This window comes from Dorea longicatena (assembly GCF_025150085.1).
In the GTDB taxonomy this organism is placed as follows: Bacteria; Bacillota; Clostridia; order Lachnospirales; family Lachnospiraceae; genus Dorea_A; species Dorea_A longicatena.
Window position 1 is genome coordinate 381,990 of the sequence record NZ_CP102280.1, and the last position, 17,062, is coordinate 399,051.

Sequence of the window (17,062 nt, forward strand, 5' to 3'; positions counted from 1 at the left end):
TAGTTAGAATGAAGACAGATAGTCATGGACATTAAAGATTTAAAAGTATTTCATACAATAGCAAAAGAAGAAAGTATTGCAAAGGCATCCCGTATTCTCTATATGACGCCTCAGGGGATCAGTAAGATTGTAAAGAACCTGGAGGCAGAGATGGGATGCCGTCTCTTTACACGTAATAAATCCGGCATGCAGCTCACAGAAAGCGGAAGACGTTTTTTAGAATATACGGATAAGGATATCGAAGATTATTATCAGGTGAAGAAGGATATCCTGCATATAGAACAACGACAGCGCAAAGTAGTGGATCTTTTGTCGGCATATGGAATCATCCGTATGGTGACGCCGGACTGCATTGCGGAATTTTGTAAGAAATATCCGGATATAGAATTCCATTACAGGGAGTACCCGGATCTGCAGGCAGAGCGTCTGTTTGCTGAAAATGAAGGAAATGTTGCGTTTTCCATCGGAGAATTTGATGAGGAGTTATATCATGTAGTTCCGTTGGAAACATTTCCGATTAAGCTTCTGGTAAATGAACAGGATCCGTTAAGTGAACAGGAAAGTGTGACAATTGAAGATCTGAAAAACAGGCCGCTATATATTGAAAGCAGTCAGTTTGCAATTTATCATCTGATCATGAAGAAATGTGAAGAAGCCGGGTTCCAACCGGATATCGCATTTCAGACCAGTGGATTCAGTTTGTGCCATAAGATGGTGAAGGAAAATAAAGGCATATCCGTGACGGTGGATTTTGTCTTTGATGACATGAAAGAACAAGGGCTGAGACTGATCCCATTTTCGGATGATGTGTATGAGTGGAAAGCATGTATGATTACCAGAAAAGAAGAAGCGGAGAATGAAGCAGTACAGTGCTTCCTGCAGTTTATACAGGAATGGATCGGGAAAATTAAGAGTGGAGAGATTATCCGGTAGGAACCTGAAACAGAACAGGATGGAGATAACGCATAAGAAAAAAGTTGATATAAAGTAACAAAAAGTTGCGGATAAGCCATAAATTCTACATTGTCAACAAATTGACAGTGGAAGATTTATGGCTTTTTGTATAGAAATTTTCTAAAATAGACGGATTGAATAAGTCAAAGAATCTATAGATAATCTCACTTTAACAAATAAATTTTATATAGCTATAATATAAATATATGGGCATTGGGGAATGCCCGGAGAAGATTTATTTTTAATTTATTTTAGGAGGTATTAATTTATGAACATCGGAGTAACAGAAATCAGCCCAAGAGCGGTGCAGAGAGCAGCAGAGAAGAATTTTAAAAGCGGGTATTACTGTTGTGAGGCATTGATGTGCACCATCCGTGATGAATTTAAACTGGATGTACCAAAAGAAGTCATTGCAATGTCATCCGGTATGGCTGTCGGAGCAGGCAAATCGGGATGTGTCTGTGGCGCATTCAACGGAGGTCTGCTTGCACTTGGAATGTTCTTCGGAAGAACAGAGCAGGACGGGCCAACCAATCCAAAGAGCGTAAAATGTATGGAATTGGTTCACGAACTGCATGACTGGTTCAAGAAAGCTAATGGGAAGAATGCAATCTGCTGCAGAGTTCTGACAAAAGAATTCAACATGGGACAGGGTGAGCACAAAGAACAGTGTATTTTTTTCACAGGACTGTGCGCATGGAAAGTAGCACAGATTGTCTGTCGTGAACTGGGAATCAAGAATCTGGACGAAATTGATGAACCGGCAGAACGTCGTGCAATTGCAGATATCTAGAATGCATAGATCCAGACTAGAAAGGAAGACAAGATATTATGAAAGATGTAATCAAAAAAATACCGATTCCAATCTGCGGAGTCATGCTTGGAGCGGCATCTTTAGGTAACCTGCTTCAGAGCTATTCAGAAGGAATCCGTTATGTGTGTGGAGTGTTCGCAGCATTTCTGCTGATCCTGGCACTTCTGAAGCTAATTATGTTTCCGGGAGCTGTGAAGGAAGATATGAAGAATCCGATCATGGCAAGCGTATCAGGAACATTTCCGATGGCACTTATGATCTTAAGTACCTATGTAAAACCATTTATCGGACAGGCGGCTTATTATATCTGGCTGTTTGCGATCGCATTACATATCGTGCTGATCATTTATTTTACGGTGAAATTTGTATTTAAATTGCAGATGCCAAAGGTATTCGCAAGTTATTATATCGTATATGTTGGAATTGTCGTTGCATCAGTCACGGCACCTGCTTATGAGAAACTTGCAATCGGAAGTGCAGCATTTTGGTTTGGATTTGTGACACTGATCCTGTTACTGATCCTGGTTACATACCGCTATGTGACGGTGAAAGAAGTACCGGATCCGGCAAAACCACTGATCTGTATCTATGCGGCACCGACAAGCCTCTGTATCGCAGGATATGTACAGTCTGTCATGCCGAAATCTTACGGATTCCTGATGGGAATGTTTGTAGTTGCAACGGTGATCTACATCTTTGCACTTGTAAAAGCAATCGGCTATTTGAAGATGCCATTCTTCCCAAGCTATGCGGCATTCACCTTCCCATTTGTCATCAGTGCGATCGCTTCAAAACAGATGATGGCATGTGCAATGAATATGGGACATCCAATGCCGTTCCTGAAATATGTGGTATTGATCGAGACGATTATTGCGGTTGTTCTGGTTGTGTATACTTATATCCGATTTATGGCATTTATCTTTGGTGGAAAGAAATAAATAAAATAATAAAAAATAATAAAGAGTGGCTGCTTGTTGTAGGGCAGCCGCTTTTTATGTTACACTAAACAAAGACAATTTACAGAGACAGGGGTGAAAGGAGGAAAACGGCTATGAAATATAAATTTGATGAAATCATTGACAGAAGCAGGACAAATTCGTTTAAATGGAAAGCCAGAGAATTGAAAAATAATGGGCATGAGATGTATCCAATGTGGGTGGCGGATATGGAATTTGATGCCTCTCCGGCAATTCAAAAACGTTTGGCCGACAGAGTGAAAGAAGGCGTATTTGGCTATGAACTGTTGTCAGAAGATTATTATAAGGCAGTACAATATTGGTTGAAAAAAAGGCATGGCTGTGAAATTCCAGAAGGACAAATAGTATACTGTGCGAATATGATGAGCGGACTCAGTATCATCCTTCAGGAATATACAGAAGAGCAGGATGAAGTAATGATGAATGTTCCAACATATGGAAATTTCTATCATACGATTGAGGGGTGTGGACGTGCGGTCAACGGCAGCAAGCTGAGAGAAGTGAATGGAAGATTTACATTTGATCTTGAAGATATGGAGCGGAAAGTGACGAATAGAACAAAAGCATTTTTGTTGTGTAATCCGCATAATCCGACAGGAACTGTATGGACAGAACAGGAACTGGAAGGAATCTGTCGGTTTTGCAAGGCACATGAACTACTTATTATTTCGGATGAGGCGCATTATGATTTTGTGTTTCACGGACAGCATACAATGTTGAGAAAGATTGTTGAGAAATATGATGTATCATCAGTTACGATGATATCTCCGGGAAAGAGTTTTAATGTGGCAGGCGTACAGACAGCAGCATTGCTTGTAGACGGAGATACGATGAAGAAGCAAATTATGAGCCGGATGAATGCAATGGCTTATCCATTTGAACATGCATTTGCGGAAGGAGTAACAGTCGGAGCATATATGGAAAGTGAAGAATGGTTCGAGGAAGTCTACCGTTATATTAAAGAAAATAAAGAAATGACAGTTCAGTATATCAGGGAAAATATTCCGCATCTTAGAGTGCCGGAATCGGAAGCTACTTATCTGTTATGGGTGGACTGTAGCGCTATGAAGATGACAGATGAAGAGATTATTGAATTCTGGAAAAATGAATGTGGTATAATACCAAGTGGCGGTTTGGAATTTGGTGAGGCAGGAAGTCAGTATGTCAGATTGAATCTGGCCTGCCCGAAGAAAATACTGCTTAGGGTATTGGAGAATATGAAAAAAGGATTTGACGGATTGAAAAGCTAAATCCTATAAATAAAAAATAAGTGTATGAAGTATAGAAATGTTTATGCTTCATACACTTATTTTTGTTGTGGATTCTGTTGTAGTATTATTTTGTGGATGCAAGTTCAATGGCTTTGGGAAGATCAAATCTTTATTATAAGTATAATAGAATATCAGCTGAATGGCTTATAGATTAAAATGATACATCGGTTAAATTATAGAAATATCAAATTTGATAGAAGAAATTAGGTGATGGTATAATTAGTTAGAGTAGCAAAAAAGGAGGAACGGACATGACAAAATATTCATACACATTAGTTGTTGAAGATATAGAAAAATCAGTAGCATTTTACCAGCAGTATTTCAACTGGAATGCAGACAGAAAAGGGAAAGAGTCTGCGTGGATAAACACAAAATCTCCACTTGTATTCAGTATGGTTGAAAAGACTTATCTATATGCCGGTCTTGGAATTTCAGAAGAAGAATTACCGGAGCAGTCTTTCTGTACCTGGCTTTACGGATCAGAAGAAGAACTTTTGGCTGAAAAAACGGAGCTGCTGAGAAAAGGGCTGGTACAGATTGGGGCATTAGGTCACTTTCTGAGAGATGAAAATGGCAGAATCTGGGAGTTGAGAAAAGAAGGAGATTTAATTTAATGGGAAAACATACAGCACATGGATATTTGGTAGAAGATGTATATAAAGAAGCGGAAAAATTCACAAAACTGTTTGGTTTTAAACCAGCGAGGATTGATGAGACATTTGCCGGATTTCCGATGGAAGGAAAGGTGGAGTTTTTTCTGTGGCAGTGGAAACATCTAGAGGATAATCTTGGAAAGGAAGTAATGGCAAAGGTAAAATATCGGGATCAACAGGCAATTCGATGTGACACACCGGAAGAAGTGGACGAAGCATATGAACAGCTGAAAGCGGAGGGGATGGAATTTATTTCAGAACCAAAAGACTATGAGTGGAATGCCCGCTGTGTATATTTTTTGGATGCGTCAGGACATATGTGGGAAATATATTGCTGGACAGGTGCAGTGCCGTTAGGAGATCTGGACCCGGCCAAGGAAAAGAATGGATTATAGAAATGAAGACGAAATAGTTGGATGGTGCATAGAATGATTGCAATAAAAACATAGATGACATCTATGAATAATGCAACATATAAAAACAATCAATTTGAGTTATTTGATGGAAAATGAGACAATCAAATAAGTGATTAAGAATGGAGGATTAAACAAATGAAAAGAAAAATTATAAGCACATTGTTATGTGTATCTATGTGTGCTGCATTGATGATGGGGTGCGGTCAGTCAGACAAATCGGACACAAAAGAGAACAAGAAAACAGAAGAGTCAAAAGATGAAGCAAAAGACGACAAGTTGGACCTTGGTCTGGATGTTGATTCTGTAACAGTTGCAACATCACCGGGATATGAGCCGTTTGAGTTTGAAGAGGATGGTGAACTGAAGGGTTATGATGTGGATATCTGGAATGAATTTTCTGAGAGAACAGGGATTGAAGTAAAATGGGAGTATGCTGATTTTAGCGGGCTTCTTGGATTACTTTCTTCGGGAAAGGCAGATGCAGTATCTGCGCAGATGTCCCCAACAGAAGAAAGAAAGGATTCATATTTATTCTCTGATCCGGTTGATTATTATGGTTCTACAGTGGTAGTTGCGAAAGATAATGACGAGATTAAGAGTGTAAAAGATCTGTCTGGAAAAACAGTAGGTGTTGGTTCCGGAAACTCTATGCAGCAGGCTGTAGAAGACATGTATCCAAAGGGTGATGTTAAGTTTGAAGTATATACATCTGCAACTTTGGAAGCAATGTTTGATGATATTGCTTATGGACGTATCGATGCAGTACTTGCTCAGGACATTCAGACATACATGGCTATGAAATCAAATAAGAATCTTAAAATCAAAGTTTTGGAACCATTTGCATATGATACAGCAAATATTGTATTTGCAAAGGATAATACAGAGTTGTGTGATGCTATGAACAAATTTATCAAGATTATCAAAGAAGATGGTACTCTGCAGGAAATCTCTGAGAAATGGATTGGTGCAGATATTACTACTAAGAAGGAATAACTATGACTTATTTAACAGAAACGTTTATCCCATATACAAAAGTATTGACTCCGCTGCTTTTAGAAGGATTATGGATTACGATATATGTTTCGGCTTTAGCCTTTCTGCTTAGTATTATATTGGGAGCTATATTGGCAATTATCCAGCATTTTCGCGTAAAAATATTAAGTCAGCTTGCAAAAGTCTATGTATCATATTTCAGGGGTACACCGCTGTTGATTCAGTTGTTTCTGTTTTATTATGGATTACCAATGGTATTTGATGTAATGAAACGGTGCCCGAAAACATTTGCGTTGGTGCTGTGTTTGGGACTTAACAGCGCAGCATATATATCTGAGAGTATACGTGGAGCAATTGAAAGCGTAGATAAAGGACAGTATGAAGCGAGTATTGCATTTGGACTGACACATCCGCAGATGATGCTGAAGATTATACTTCCGCAGGCAGCTGTTGCAGCAATCCCTCCAATTGTGAATTCATGTCTGGATATTATCAAAATGTCTTCTCTTGGAATGACGATTGGTATTCAGGATATTATGGGTGAAGCTCAGTTGACAGCAGCTACATATTACAAGACATTTGAGACATATATACTGGCAGCAGTATTTTACTGGATACTGGCTATTGTATTGGGAGTAGTACAGAAAAAGGTTGAAAAGATAATAAGCTCTGCTTATCAGAAATAGTTATGAGGGGGTGTGGATAACATCCCCTTATACATATAGGAGAAACATATGCTTGAAATTAAGAATTTGTCAAAAAGTTTTGGGAATCAGCAGGTACTGGATCATATTAGTCTGAAAATTGAAAAAGGAAAAGTAATTGCGGTTATTGGTCCATCGGGAACTGGTAAATCAACACTTCTTCGCTGTATTAATGTACTGGAAAGACCGGAAGAAGGAACAATCCAGCTGGATGATCAAATATTCGATTATGAAAAACTTAGCAAGGCAGATATTCAGGTGTTGCGTACACGGACATCCATGGTTTTTCAGAATTCAAATTTATACCGGAATAAAACAGCACTTGAAAATATTACCACTCCACTGACATTGGTAAAGAAGATGCCGAAAGAAGAAGCAGATAAAATTGCATTAGATTTGTTGGAAAAAGTAGGGGTACTGGAAAAGAAAGATGCATATCCAGAGACACTTTCAGGAGGAGAAAAACAGCGTGTAGGAATTGCCAGAGCACTGGCGGTTAATCCGGATATTATTTTATTTGATGAACCAACATCTGCGCTTGATCCAGAATTAGTTGCCGGAGTGTTAGATGTTATCAAAGATCTGGCAAAGCAACATACAACGATGTTGATCGTGACACATGAAATGAAATTTGCAAAAAATGTTGCAGATGAAGTTGTTTTTATGGAAGGTGGACACATTGTAGAGATGGGATTGGCGCACGAAGTGTTTGAAAATCCGAAAGAAGAAAGAACCAGACAATTCCTTTCCAAAAATAATGAATAATTAAAAAAGCGAAAAAGGAACTTAAATTTAACATTCAAGTGTTGGAAGAAATTTGAGTTCTTTTTTTGTTTTTAAAAGATGGACCTATGTCAAGATTTCTTGCATAGCCTTGAAAAAAAGGTTATACTCATAAGTATCAGTAAGAGAGGATGCCTATATGTCAAAACGATTTTGCGTGACAGGAAAAAGAATATTCGAGGTAACAGTATAATGGTAAAGATAGATCTGATCACCGGATTTTTAGGTTCCGGAAAGACAACATTTATAAAAAAATATGCAAAGCATCTGATTGACAAGGGAGATAATATTGGAATCTTGGAAAATGATTATGGTGCGGTTAATGTAGATATGATGTTATTAAAGGACCTGGAAGGTGAAAAGTGCGAACTGGAGATGATTGCCGGAGGATGCGACGCAGACTGCCACAGAAGACGATTCCGCACGAAGCTGATTGCAATGGGAATGTGCGGTTATGACCGGGTAATTGTGGAACCGTCCGGTATCTATGATGTGGATGAGTTCTTTGATGTATTAAGGGATGATCCGATCGACAGATGGTATGAGATTGGCAATGTGATCACAGTTGTTGATGCGAAGCTGGAATCAGACTTGTCGGATGAGGCAGACTATCTGTTGGCTTCCGAGGCTGCAAATGCGGGATGTATCGTACTTAGCAGAAGCCAGGAAGCAACCGAAGAAGAGATAAAAAATACGATAGAACATCTGAATCATGCAATGGAAAAAGTACAGTGCAACAGAAGATTCCGTGATGAGATTTTTGTAAAAGACTGGGAGACATTTGAAAGTGCAGATTATGAAAAGCTGTTAGCCTGCGATTATGTGCCGGAGAATTACCGTAAGATGCATATCGAAGAAGGAGAGACGTTCAAATCTTTGTATTTTATGAATCTTGATAAGACAAAAAACGAGATAATAGAGACGGCAGAGAAGATATTTGCTGATAAAGAATGTGGAAAAGTATTCCGCATTAAGGGATTCTTAATGGATGACGATGATAAATGGATGGAACTGAATGCTACCCATCAGGAGATGCGGCTGGAGCCGATCACGGAAGGACAGAAAGTCGTAATTGTGATAGGGGAAAACTTAAATGAACAAAGAATAGGAACTTTCTTTGCATAAAGTGCAGAACCGGTGGTGTATTCCACCGATTCTGTAAAAATACGGACTGTATGAAATCGTTTCACGCCATTCTTATTGTGCTTCTTCGAGCTCTTTCATTCTTTTTCTGATCAGTTCTTCAATCCGTTCCAGTTCGGAAATATCTTCTTCCTGCTCAATGAATGTAGCGATCATAGCCGAAGTAGAACTATTTCCAATAATATTTTTATATTCCGCATTGAAATATACATCTCTGGAAATGAGCGGACGGTAACTGCGGCTTAATACCGTTCCACTGTATACAATATCGGCTATTTCTACCAGATTCTCTTTTAACAGGACACGAAGAGAAGCCTGTACTGTATTAATGTTCATGGAACTTTTGGCTTTTACAATGTCGGAAGCAACCAGAGGAGTGCCTGCATCCCAGAGTATTTTCATGACGTCTAATTGTTTTTGGGACAAATTTCGTATCATTATACATTCCTTCTTTCCAATGATATCCGGGGATAATTTTTTGTTGCTCTGATATTATTATAGAAGTAAATGTTTGTGAATTCAACAAGAATATATAATAAGGTATTGTTTGATTTAAAATAAATTGACAGATTGTATATGCGATGATAGATTAATTATATAATGAAAGAAAGATGATGAAATAATCATAATGAGAATGTTAATAAAATAACTAAATAATTTTGTTAAAACAACACAAAATTAATGCATATTAACGAAAGAAAATGAAAAAAGAATTGTATATAATAGATGAAAAGCTAAAAAATGACCAAATGTCATTGAAAAAAATTGTGCACTGTGATATAGTAAGCACAGTTGAACAAAAGAGCTGAGATAGGAGAGCGAATACAAGTAATCACACGATTACTTTTAGTCGCGCTCCTTTTTTTGAAAATTATTTCAGAATATAATAGAATAAATATATAGCATAGACGTTCAGCAAATAGGAATGAGGATGGAATAAGATGAATCAGATATTTTACGATGCGGTCGGCAATAATCCGATTATTGCAGCTGTGAAGAACATGAAGGATATAGAAGTAAGTTGCACGATAGAGGAGATACAGGTGATTTTCATATTGTTTGGAGATGTCTGTTCGATAGACCGGATCGTAAAGAGAGTAAAAGATGCAGGAAAGGTTGCGATGGTACATGTAGATCTGATCAGTGGCCTGAGTCCGAAAGAAGTTTCGGTAGAATATCTGAAAGAACATACGGAAGCAGATGGCATTATATCAACAAAGCCATCACTGATCAAGAAAGCAAAAGAACTTGGGATGTATACGATCCTCAGATATTTTCTGTTGGATTCCATGGCATTTGAGAATATCAGACAGCAACAGCATATAGTAAGACCGGATTTCATAGAAGTACTTCCGGGAGTGATGCCAAGAGTGATCAAAAGAATCTGCAGTTCGATAAAGACACCGATCATAGCAGGAGGACTGATCACAGACAAAGAAGATGTGATGGCTGCATTATCAGCCGGAGCAATTGCAGTATCATCGACCAATCATCAGGTATGGAAGATGTAATGGCTGCATATGATGAAACAGAATATTTAATTGCTTATGGGGAGCAATTCAAATAGAACGCATGCGAAAAAAAAGTAACCAGTAAAAGTAAGAGAGAAATCAGGAGGAAATGAATATGGCAAAATATGTAATGGCGTTAGATGCAGGAACTACCAGTAACAGATGTATTCTGTTTAACGAAAAAGGTGAGATGTGCAGTGTGGCACAGAGAGAATTCACACAGTATTTCCCAAAACCGGGCTGGGTAGAACATGATGCAGATGAGATCTGGGCAAGTATGCTTGGTGTTGCGGTAGAAGCAATGAATATGATCAATGCAGAAGCAGAAGATATCGCAGCAATCGGTATCACAAACCAGCGTGAGACAACAATCGTCTGGGACAAAGAGACAGGAGAACCGGTACATCATGCGATCGTATGGCAGTGCCGCAGAACATCAGAATATTGTGATTCCTTAAAAGAAAAAGGATTAACAGACAAATTCCGTGAAAAAACAGGACTGGTCATTGATGCATACTTCTCAGGAACAAAGGTAAAATGGATTCTGGATAATGTGCCAGGAGCAAGAGAAAGGGCAGAAAGAGGAGAATTGTTATTCGGTACAGTTGAAACATGGCTGATCTGGAAACTGACCAAGGGTGCAGCACATGTGACAGATTATTCGAATGCTTCTCGTACAATGTTATTTAACATCAATACACTGGAGTGGGATGATGAGATCCTTAAAGAACTGGATATTCCGAAATGTATGTTACCGGAACCAAAACCATCCAGCTGCATCTACGGAGAGGCTGATCCGTCTTATCTTGGAGGACCGATCCCAATTGCAGGAGCAGCAGGAGACCAGCAGTCAGCATTATTCGGCCAGACATGTTTTAACGCAGGAGAAGCAAAGAATACATACGGAACAGGATGTTTCCTTCTGATGAATACAGGAGAAAAACCGGTATTTTCTAAAAATGGCCTGGTTACAACCATTGCATGGGGATTAGATGGCAAAGTTAATTATGCACTGGAAGGTTCCATCTTCGTAGCAGGAGCTGCAATCCAGTGGTTAAGAGATGAACTTCGCATTATTGATTCTGCACCGGATTCTGAATATATGGCAAAGAAAGTAAAAGATACCAATGGATGTTATGTAGTACCTGCATTTACAGGACTTGGAGCACCACACTGGGATCAGTACGCAAGAGGAACTATCGTAGGAATCACACGTGGAGTAAACAAATACCACATTATCCGAGCAACGCTGGAATCACTGGCATATCAGGTAAATGATGTTCTGGTAGCAATGAAAGCGGATTCCGGAATTGATCTTGCAGCACTTAAGGTTGACGGCGGCGCAAGTGCTAATGATTTCCTGATGCAGACACAGGCAAATATCATCAACGCTCCGGTAAACCGTCCGCAGTGCGTAGAGACAACTGCAATGGGAGCTGCTTACCTTGCAGGTCTTGCAGTCGGATACTGGGAAAGCAAAGAAGATGTCATTAAGAACTGGGCAATCGACAAGACATTCGAGCCTAAGATCGATGAAGAGCAGAGAAGTAAGATGATCAAAGGCTGGAATAAAGCTGTAAAATACGCTTACGGATGGGCAAAAGAAGATTAAAAACTGAATAAAGATAGATAGAAAAAAGGGGGAAATTTCTATGTTACCTTATATAGCTGAATTCTTGGGAACGATGATACTGATTATTCTTGGAGACGGAGTGGTTGCGAATGTGAACCTGAATAAATCCGGAATGAAGGGCGGAGGAACGGTTCAAATCACCATTGCCTGGGGTCTTGCGGTTATGCTGCCGGCATGTATATTTGGAGCTGCATCCGGAGCATCCTTTAACCCGGCACTGACCTTGGCACTGGCGGTCGATGGAAGCTTTGCATGGTCTATGGTTCCTGGATATATTGTGGCACAATTCGCAGGTGCGTTCGTGGGTGCAGCAGTTGTATATCTTCTGTTCAAAGGACAGTTTGACGCAACAGAAGATCAGGCAACAAAACTTGGGGTATTCTGTACCGCACCATCCATTCCGAATCTTGGCCTGAATATTTTCAGTGAGGCAGTCGGAACATTTATACTTGTATTTGCAATCAAAGGAATGGCAAATGTGCCGGAACTTACAGACGGACTTGGCAAATTTATCGTATTCGGAATCATCGTTTCTATCGGTATGTCACTCGGTGGTCTGACAGGATATGCGATCAACCCGGCAAGAGATCTTGGACCACGACTGGCTCATGCAGTACTTCCAATCAAAGGAAAAGGAAGTTCAAACTGGGGATACGGTGTCGTAACTCTAGTAGGACCGGTAATTGGAGCTGTCGCTGCGGTATTGCTTTATGGTGCCATTCCGTGGTAGAATAATAAAAAAATAGAATAAGAGGCGTGAGAGAAGAGAGCCTGGCAGGATAACCGCATATTCGTGATGCGTTTACTTGTCAGGCTCTTTTTTCAAAAGCCTACGGGTATCAGAAGTGATGCCTGGAATATGGAAGACATATAGAAGGAGAGATGGAACATGTATGATGTGATGATAATCGGAAGTGGAGTATCCGGTTCAGCGGCTGCAAGAGAATTGTCCCGCTATAAAGCAAAAATCTGTGTATTGGAAAAAGAAGAAGATGTCTGCTGTGGAACGTCAAAAGCCAATAGTGGAATTGTGCACGCAGGATATGATGCAAAAGAGGGTTCACTGATGGCTAAATTAAACGTCCGCGGTAATGCAATGATGGAACAGTTATCTAAAGATCTTGACTTTCCATTCAAAAGAATCGGTTCACTTGTGATCTGTCTGCGTGAAGAGGATATGGACAAATTACAGGCATTATATGACAGAGGTGTGGCAAATGGTGTATCGGGACTTCAGATTCTTAATAGAGAAGAAGTACTTGAGATGGAGCCGAACATTGCAGACAATGTATATGCGGCACTCTATGCGCCGACAGCCGGAATTGTATGTCCATTCGGATTAAATATTGCGATGGCAGAAAATGCCTGTGAAAATGGTGTAGAATTTAAGTTTGATACAGAAGTAAAAGAACTGAAAAAGACGGAAGATATCTGGGAAGTCCATACGAATCAGGGCGTTTTCAAGACAAAATATGTGGTGAATGCAGCTGGTGTGTATGCAGATAAATTCCACAATATGGTCAGTGAAAAGAAAATCCACATAACACCGAGAAGAGGAGACTACTGTCTGCTGGATAAAACTGCAGGCGGACATGTAAAGAGAACAATCTTTGCACTTCCGAACGAATTCGGAAAGGGAATTCTTGTATCGCCGACAGCACATGGCAATCTGCTCCTTGGACCGACAGCAATCGATATTGAAGAAAAAGAAGGAACCAATACAACAAGAGAGGGACTTGATCAGGTACTTACAAAAGCAGGGCAGAATGTAAAAAATATTCCGATGCGTCAGGTCATTACATCATTTGCCGGACTTCGCGCACATGAAGACGGACATGAATTTATCATAGAAGAATTAGAAGATGCGAAGGGATTCATTGACTGTGCAGGTATTGAATCTCCAGGACTTACCAGCAGTCCGGCAATCGGAGAGATGGTTGCGGGAATTTTGAAAGAAAAGCTTCATCTGGAAGAAAAAGAAAATTTCATTGCTACAAGAAAAGGAATCCTGGATCCAAACACTCTAAGTAAAGAAGAAAGAGTGAAATTAATCAAAGAGAAACCGGCATACGGTAATATTATCTGTCGTTGTGAGATGATCACGGAAGGTGAAATTATCGATGCGATCCATAGACCACTCGGAGCAAAGTCGTTAGACGGTGTAAAACGCAGAACAAGAGCAGGTATGGGACGGTGCCAGGCCGGTTTCTGTTCCCCTAGAACGATGGAAATCCTTGCAAGAGAACTGGAAATCCCAATGTCAGAGATCACAAAGTCTGGCGGGAAATCAAGGATCATTGTAGGAGTGAATAAGGAGGACATCTGATTATGAAAACATACGATATAGTAATCATTGGCGGCGGTCCGGCCGGACTTGCGGCAGCCGTATCAGCAAGAGAAAATGGAATCCAGGATATCCTGATCCTGGAAAGGGATAAAGAACTTGGGGGAATCCTGAATCAGTGTATTCATAATGGTTTCGGCCTTCATACATTTAAAGAAGAACTTACCGGACCGGAATATGCCGGAAGATTCATCAAACAGGTGAAGGATCTTGGCATCGAATATAAATTGCATACGATGGTAATGGACATCAGTTCGGATAAAATCGTAACCGCAATGAATCGTGAAGAAGGATTATTTGAAATACAGGCAGGGGCAGTGATCCTGGCCATGGGATGCCGTGAGCGTTCCAGAGGAGCACTGAATATTCCGGGTTACCGTCCGGCGGGAATCTATTCTGCAGGAACAGCACAGCGTCTGGTCAATATGGAAGGATATATGCCGGGAAGAGAAGTCGTGATCTTAGGCTCCGGTGACATTGGACTGATCATGGCAAGACGTATGACACTGGAAGGTGCGAAGGTTAAAGTTGTAGCAGAACTGATGCCGTATTCCGGTGGATTAAAACGTAATATCGTGCAGTGTCTGGACGATTATGATATTCCATTGAAATTGAGCCACACGGTTGTGGATATCAAAGGAAAAGAAAGAGTTGAAGGGATCACGCTGGCAGAAGTAGACAGCAAAGGAAAACCGATCCCGGGAACAGAGGAAGAATACACCTGTGATACATTATTACTTTCCTGTGGGCTGATCCCGGAAAATGAGATTTCCAGAGGTATGGGCGTAGATATGAATCCGGTAACTTCAGGACCGAAGGTCAATGAAAGTCTCGAGACGAATATCGAAGGCGTATTCGCCTGTGGAAATGTACTGCATGTACATGATCTGGTGGATTTTGTATCAGAGGAAGCAAAGACTGCGGGACGAAATGCAGCAGAATATGTGAAGAACTTACAGTCAGATACAGACGATGGGGAAAAGAGCAGTAAGGAAGATGCAGCAGATATTACACTGAATCCGGTAGAAGGCGTACGCTATACAGTTCCAAGTACGATTAATCCGGCTCATATGGATGAAAACCTTACTGTGCGCTTCCGTGTAGGCGGTGTATATAAGAACTGCTATGTAAGCGCATATTTTGACGATGAACGGGTGATACATAAAAAACGTCCGGTTGTTGCGCCGGGAGAGATGGAACAGATTAAGCTTACAAAAGAACAGCTTATGAAGTATCCGGATCTGAAGACGATTACAGTAAAGATAGAGGAGGCGTAGAGGATGGAAACAGTAACAACAAGAGAACTGACATGTATCGGCTGTCCGATGGGCTGCCCTCTGACCGTGACAATGGAAGCCGGTGAAGTGATCAGTGTAACAGGAAATACCTGTAAACGTGGAGACATCTATGCAAGAAAAGAAGTAACCAATCCGACCAGAATTGTGACTTCGACGGTAAGAGTAACCGGAGGAGATGCAGATATGGTATCGGTGAAGACAAAAGAAGATATTCCGAAAGGGAAAATCTTTGAGTGCGTAAAAGCATTGAAGACAGTAGAAGTACCGGCACCGGTGCATATCGGAGATGTATTACTGGAAGATGTCGCAGGTACGGGTGTGGATATTGTTGCAACGAAGAATGTTGGAACAAAGAGTTAGTTATTAAAAGAGTTAGTTATTAGAAAGCTGGCGCAGAGACATTGCCAGTAGAAAGTTTTATGGTTATAATTCTATCTGTGAGAAAAATGAAATGGATCAGATATATAAAGGAACCGAGGAAGATAGAATGGAACCATACTACTATAGTAAAATGAACAAAGTACAGCAGGCAGCCTATCATGCCATCAGGCAGGGCTTGCTTGAAATCTCAGATTCAATACAGATACCGGGAATGGAGGCGGAGGAACTCTATAACGTGTTCTTCCGCCTGCGCCTGGATCATCCGGAAATCTTCTGGGCAACTGGATATAAGTACAAATATTATTCAGATTCGCCTAATTTCATATTCATCCCGGAATATTTATTTGATAAAAACAAAATAAAAGAACACCAGAAAGCACTGAAATCCAGAGTAGAAAAGCTCATAAGACCGGTGAAAGACAAATCCGAATGGGAAAAGGAAAAGTATGTACATGATTTTATCTGTGAAAATGTGCATTACGATAAATTAAAAAAGCCATATTCCCATGAGATCATCGGACCGCTTGGACAGGGTGTCGGCGTCTGTGAGGGAATTGCAAAATCTGTGAAAGTACTGTGCGATGCGCTCGGAATCTGGTGTATGATCGCAGTGTGCGGGAATAATCCGGAGAAAGGAATCAAATACCGTCATACCTGGAATATCGTAAAAATCGGTGGAAAATATTATCATCTGGATGCGACGTTTGACAATACTCTTGGGAACGGGGAGAAGATGAGTGACAGGCAGGCTTCAAAAGAGATCCGGTACGACTATTTCAACCTGAATGATAAAAGCATATTCAGAGACCATGAGCCGCTTATTGCTCCGGCACCAAAGTGTGAAGATGGCGAGCATTTTTATTATAAAGAAAAGAAACTGTCATTTACAAAGACAGAGGATGTATATAAAAGAGCACTGCAGACAGCGAAAAAGGGAAGAGTGTTTACATTCCACTGGCGCGGCGGTTATCTGACGAAAGCTGTTCTGGATGAACTTTTGGATCTGATCCAGAAAGCAGGAAAAGAGAAACAGAAGAATGCAAGAATCAGTCTGAACTGGCCGCAGGCGGTGATTCGTTTTGATTATGTAGAGGATCATGGTGAGGCAGAACCGGAAGTTGTGGTTGAAGAGGCGAATGAAGGAGAGAAAGAATAGTATTTGATATTAAAAATGGGCATCCACACCG

At 40.4% G+C, this 17,062-nt stretch carries 18 protein-coding genes; 17 read left to right on the forward strand and 1 reads right to left on the reverse strand.

Annotated elements, in window-relative coordinates; translation table 11 throughout:
- Window positions 1–24: 24 nt before the first annotated feature.
- From NQ508_RS01840 to NQ508_RS01885, 10 genes are all read left to right on the forward strand, one after another.
- Window positions 25–933 (forward strand): LysR family transcriptional regulator, encoded by a 909-nt coding sequence (locus NQ508_RS01840; protein ID WP_006426143.1) that lies wholly within the window; start codon window positions 25–27, stop codon window positions 931–933.
- A 289-nt stretch (window positions 934–1,222) separates the two neighbouring features.
- Window positions 1,223–1,747, forward strand: coding sequence for a C-GCAxxG-C-C family protein (locus NQ508_RS01845; protein ID WP_006426142.1), 525 nt, complete (start codon window positions 1,223–1,225; stop codon window positions 1,745–1,747).
- A 38-nt stretch (window positions 1,748–1,785) separates the two neighbouring features.
- Window positions 1,786–2,706, forward strand: coding sequence for a TDT family transporter (locus NQ508_RS01850; RefSeq protein WP_006426141.1), 921 nt, complete (start codon window positions 1,786–1,788; stop codon window positions 2,704–2,706).
- A 113-nt stretch (window positions 2,707–2,819) separates the two neighbouring features.
- Window positions 2,820–3,995, forward strand: coding sequence for a MalY/PatB family protein (locus tag NQ508_RS01855; RefSeq protein ID WP_006426140.1), 1,176 nt, complete (start codon window positions 2,820–2,822; stop codon window positions 3,993–3,995).
- A gap of 272 nt (window positions 3,996–4,267) precedes the next feature.
- A complete protein-coding gene (locus NQ508_RS01860; RefSeq protein ID WP_006426139.1) occupies window positions 4,268–4,630 on the forward strand; it encodes a VOC family protein in 363 nt (120 codons plus the stop codon).
- Window positions 4,630–5,064 carry a VOC family protein gene (locus NQ508_RS01865; RefSeq protein ID WP_006426138.1) on the forward strand — a complete coding sequence of 145 codons (435 nt, stop codon included), beginning with the start codon at window positions 4,630–4,632 and terminating at the stop codon, window positions 5,062–5,064. Before NQ508_RS01860 ends, NQ508_RS01865 begins: the two co-directional genes overlap by 1 nt.
- A gap of 156 nt (window positions 5,065–5,220) precedes the next feature.
- The gene (locus tag NQ508_RS01870; RefSeq protein ID WP_049940493.1) at window positions 5,221–6,078 is read left to right on the forward strand and encodes a substrate-binding periplasmic protein; all 858 of its coding nucleotides are present in this window, start codon (window positions 5,221–5,223) and stop codon (window positions 6,076–6,078) included.
- 2 nt (window positions 6,079–6,080) lie between these two features.
- A complete protein-coding gene (locus NQ508_RS01875; protein ID WP_006426136.1) occupies window positions 6,081–6,764 on the forward strand; it encodes an amino acid ABC transporter permease in 684 nt (227 codons plus the stop codon).
- 48 nt (window positions 6,765–6,812) lie between these two features.
- Window positions 6,813–7,547, forward strand: a complete 735-nt coding sequence (locus NQ508_RS01880; protein ID WP_006426135.1) for an amino acid ABC transporter ATP-binding protein — start codon at window positions 6,813–6,815, stop codon at window positions 7,545–7,547.
- Window positions 7,548–7,757: 210 nt separating this feature from the next.
- The gene (locus tag NQ508_RS01885) at window positions 7,758–8,690 is read left to right on the forward strand and encodes a GTP-binding protein (RefSeq protein ID WP_044919317.1); all 933 of its coding nucleotides are present in this window, start codon (window positions 7,758–7,760) and stop codon (window positions 8,688–8,690) included.
- A gap of 72 nt (window positions 8,691–8,762) precedes the next feature.
- Here NQ508_RS01885 and NQ508_RS01890 read toward each other — a convergent pair whose 3' ends face one another.
- Complete coding sequence (locus NQ508_RS01890; RefSeq protein ID WP_006426133.1) at window positions 8,763–9,146, reverse strand: BlaI/MecI/CopY family transcriptional regulator; 384 nt, start codon at window positions 9,144–9,146, stop codon at window positions 8,763–8,765.
- A gap of 503 nt (window positions 9,147–9,649) precedes the next feature.
- Between NQ508_RS01890 and NQ508_RS01895 the strand changes: the two genes are divergently transcribed.
- The 7 genes from NQ508_RS01895 (at window position 9,650) to NQ508_RS01925 (ending at window position 17,031) form a co-directional block, all read left to right on the forward strand.
- On the forward strand, window positions 9,650–10,219 hold the full coding sequence (locus NQ508_RS01895) for a glycerol-3-phosphate responsive antiterminator (RefSeq protein ID WP_006426131.1): 570 nt from the start codon (window positions 9,650–9,652) through the stop codon (window positions 10,217–10,219).
- 115 nt (window positions 10,220–10,334) lie between these two features.
- Complete coding sequence (glpK, locus tag NQ508_RS01900; protein WP_022415168.1) at window positions 10,335–11,831, forward strand: glycerol kinase GlpK; 1,497 nt, start codon at window positions 10,335–10,337, stop codon at window positions 11,829–11,831.
- Between the two features lie 40 nt (window positions 11,832–11,871).
- The gene (locus tag NQ508_RS01905; protein ID WP_006426129.1) at window positions 11,872–12,582 is read left to right on the forward strand and encodes an MIP/aquaporin family protein; all 711 of its coding nucleotides are present in this window, start codon (window positions 11,872–11,874) and stop codon (window positions 12,580–12,582) included.
- Window positions 12,583–12,741: 159 nt separating this feature from the next.
- A complete protein-coding gene (locus NQ508_RS01910; RefSeq protein WP_006426128.1) occupies window positions 12,742–14,178 on the forward strand; it encodes an NAD(P)/FAD-dependent oxidoreductase in 1,437 nt (478 codons plus the stop codon).
- A 2-nt stretch (window positions 14,179–14,180) separates the two neighbouring features.
- On the forward strand, window positions 14,181–15,473 hold the full coding sequence (locus NQ508_RS01915) for an NAD(P)/FAD-dependent oxidoreductase (protein ID WP_006426127.1): 1,293 nt from the start codon (window positions 14,181–14,183) through the stop codon (window positions 15,471–15,473).
- 3 nt (window positions 15,474–15,476) lie between these two features.
- Window positions 15,477–15,854: a DUF1667 domain-containing protein gene (locus NQ508_RS01920; RefSeq protein ID WP_006426126.1), complete on the forward strand. Its 378-nt coding sequence runs from the start codon at window positions 15,477–15,479 to the stop codon at window positions 15,852–15,854.
- A gap of 127 nt (window positions 15,855–15,981) precedes the next feature.
- A complete protein-coding gene (locus NQ508_RS01925; RefSeq protein ID WP_044919335.1) occupies window positions 15,982–17,031 on the forward strand; it encodes a transglutaminase domain-containing protein in 1,050 nt (349 codons plus the stop codon).
- Window positions 17,032–17,062 lie beyond the last annotated feature (31 nt).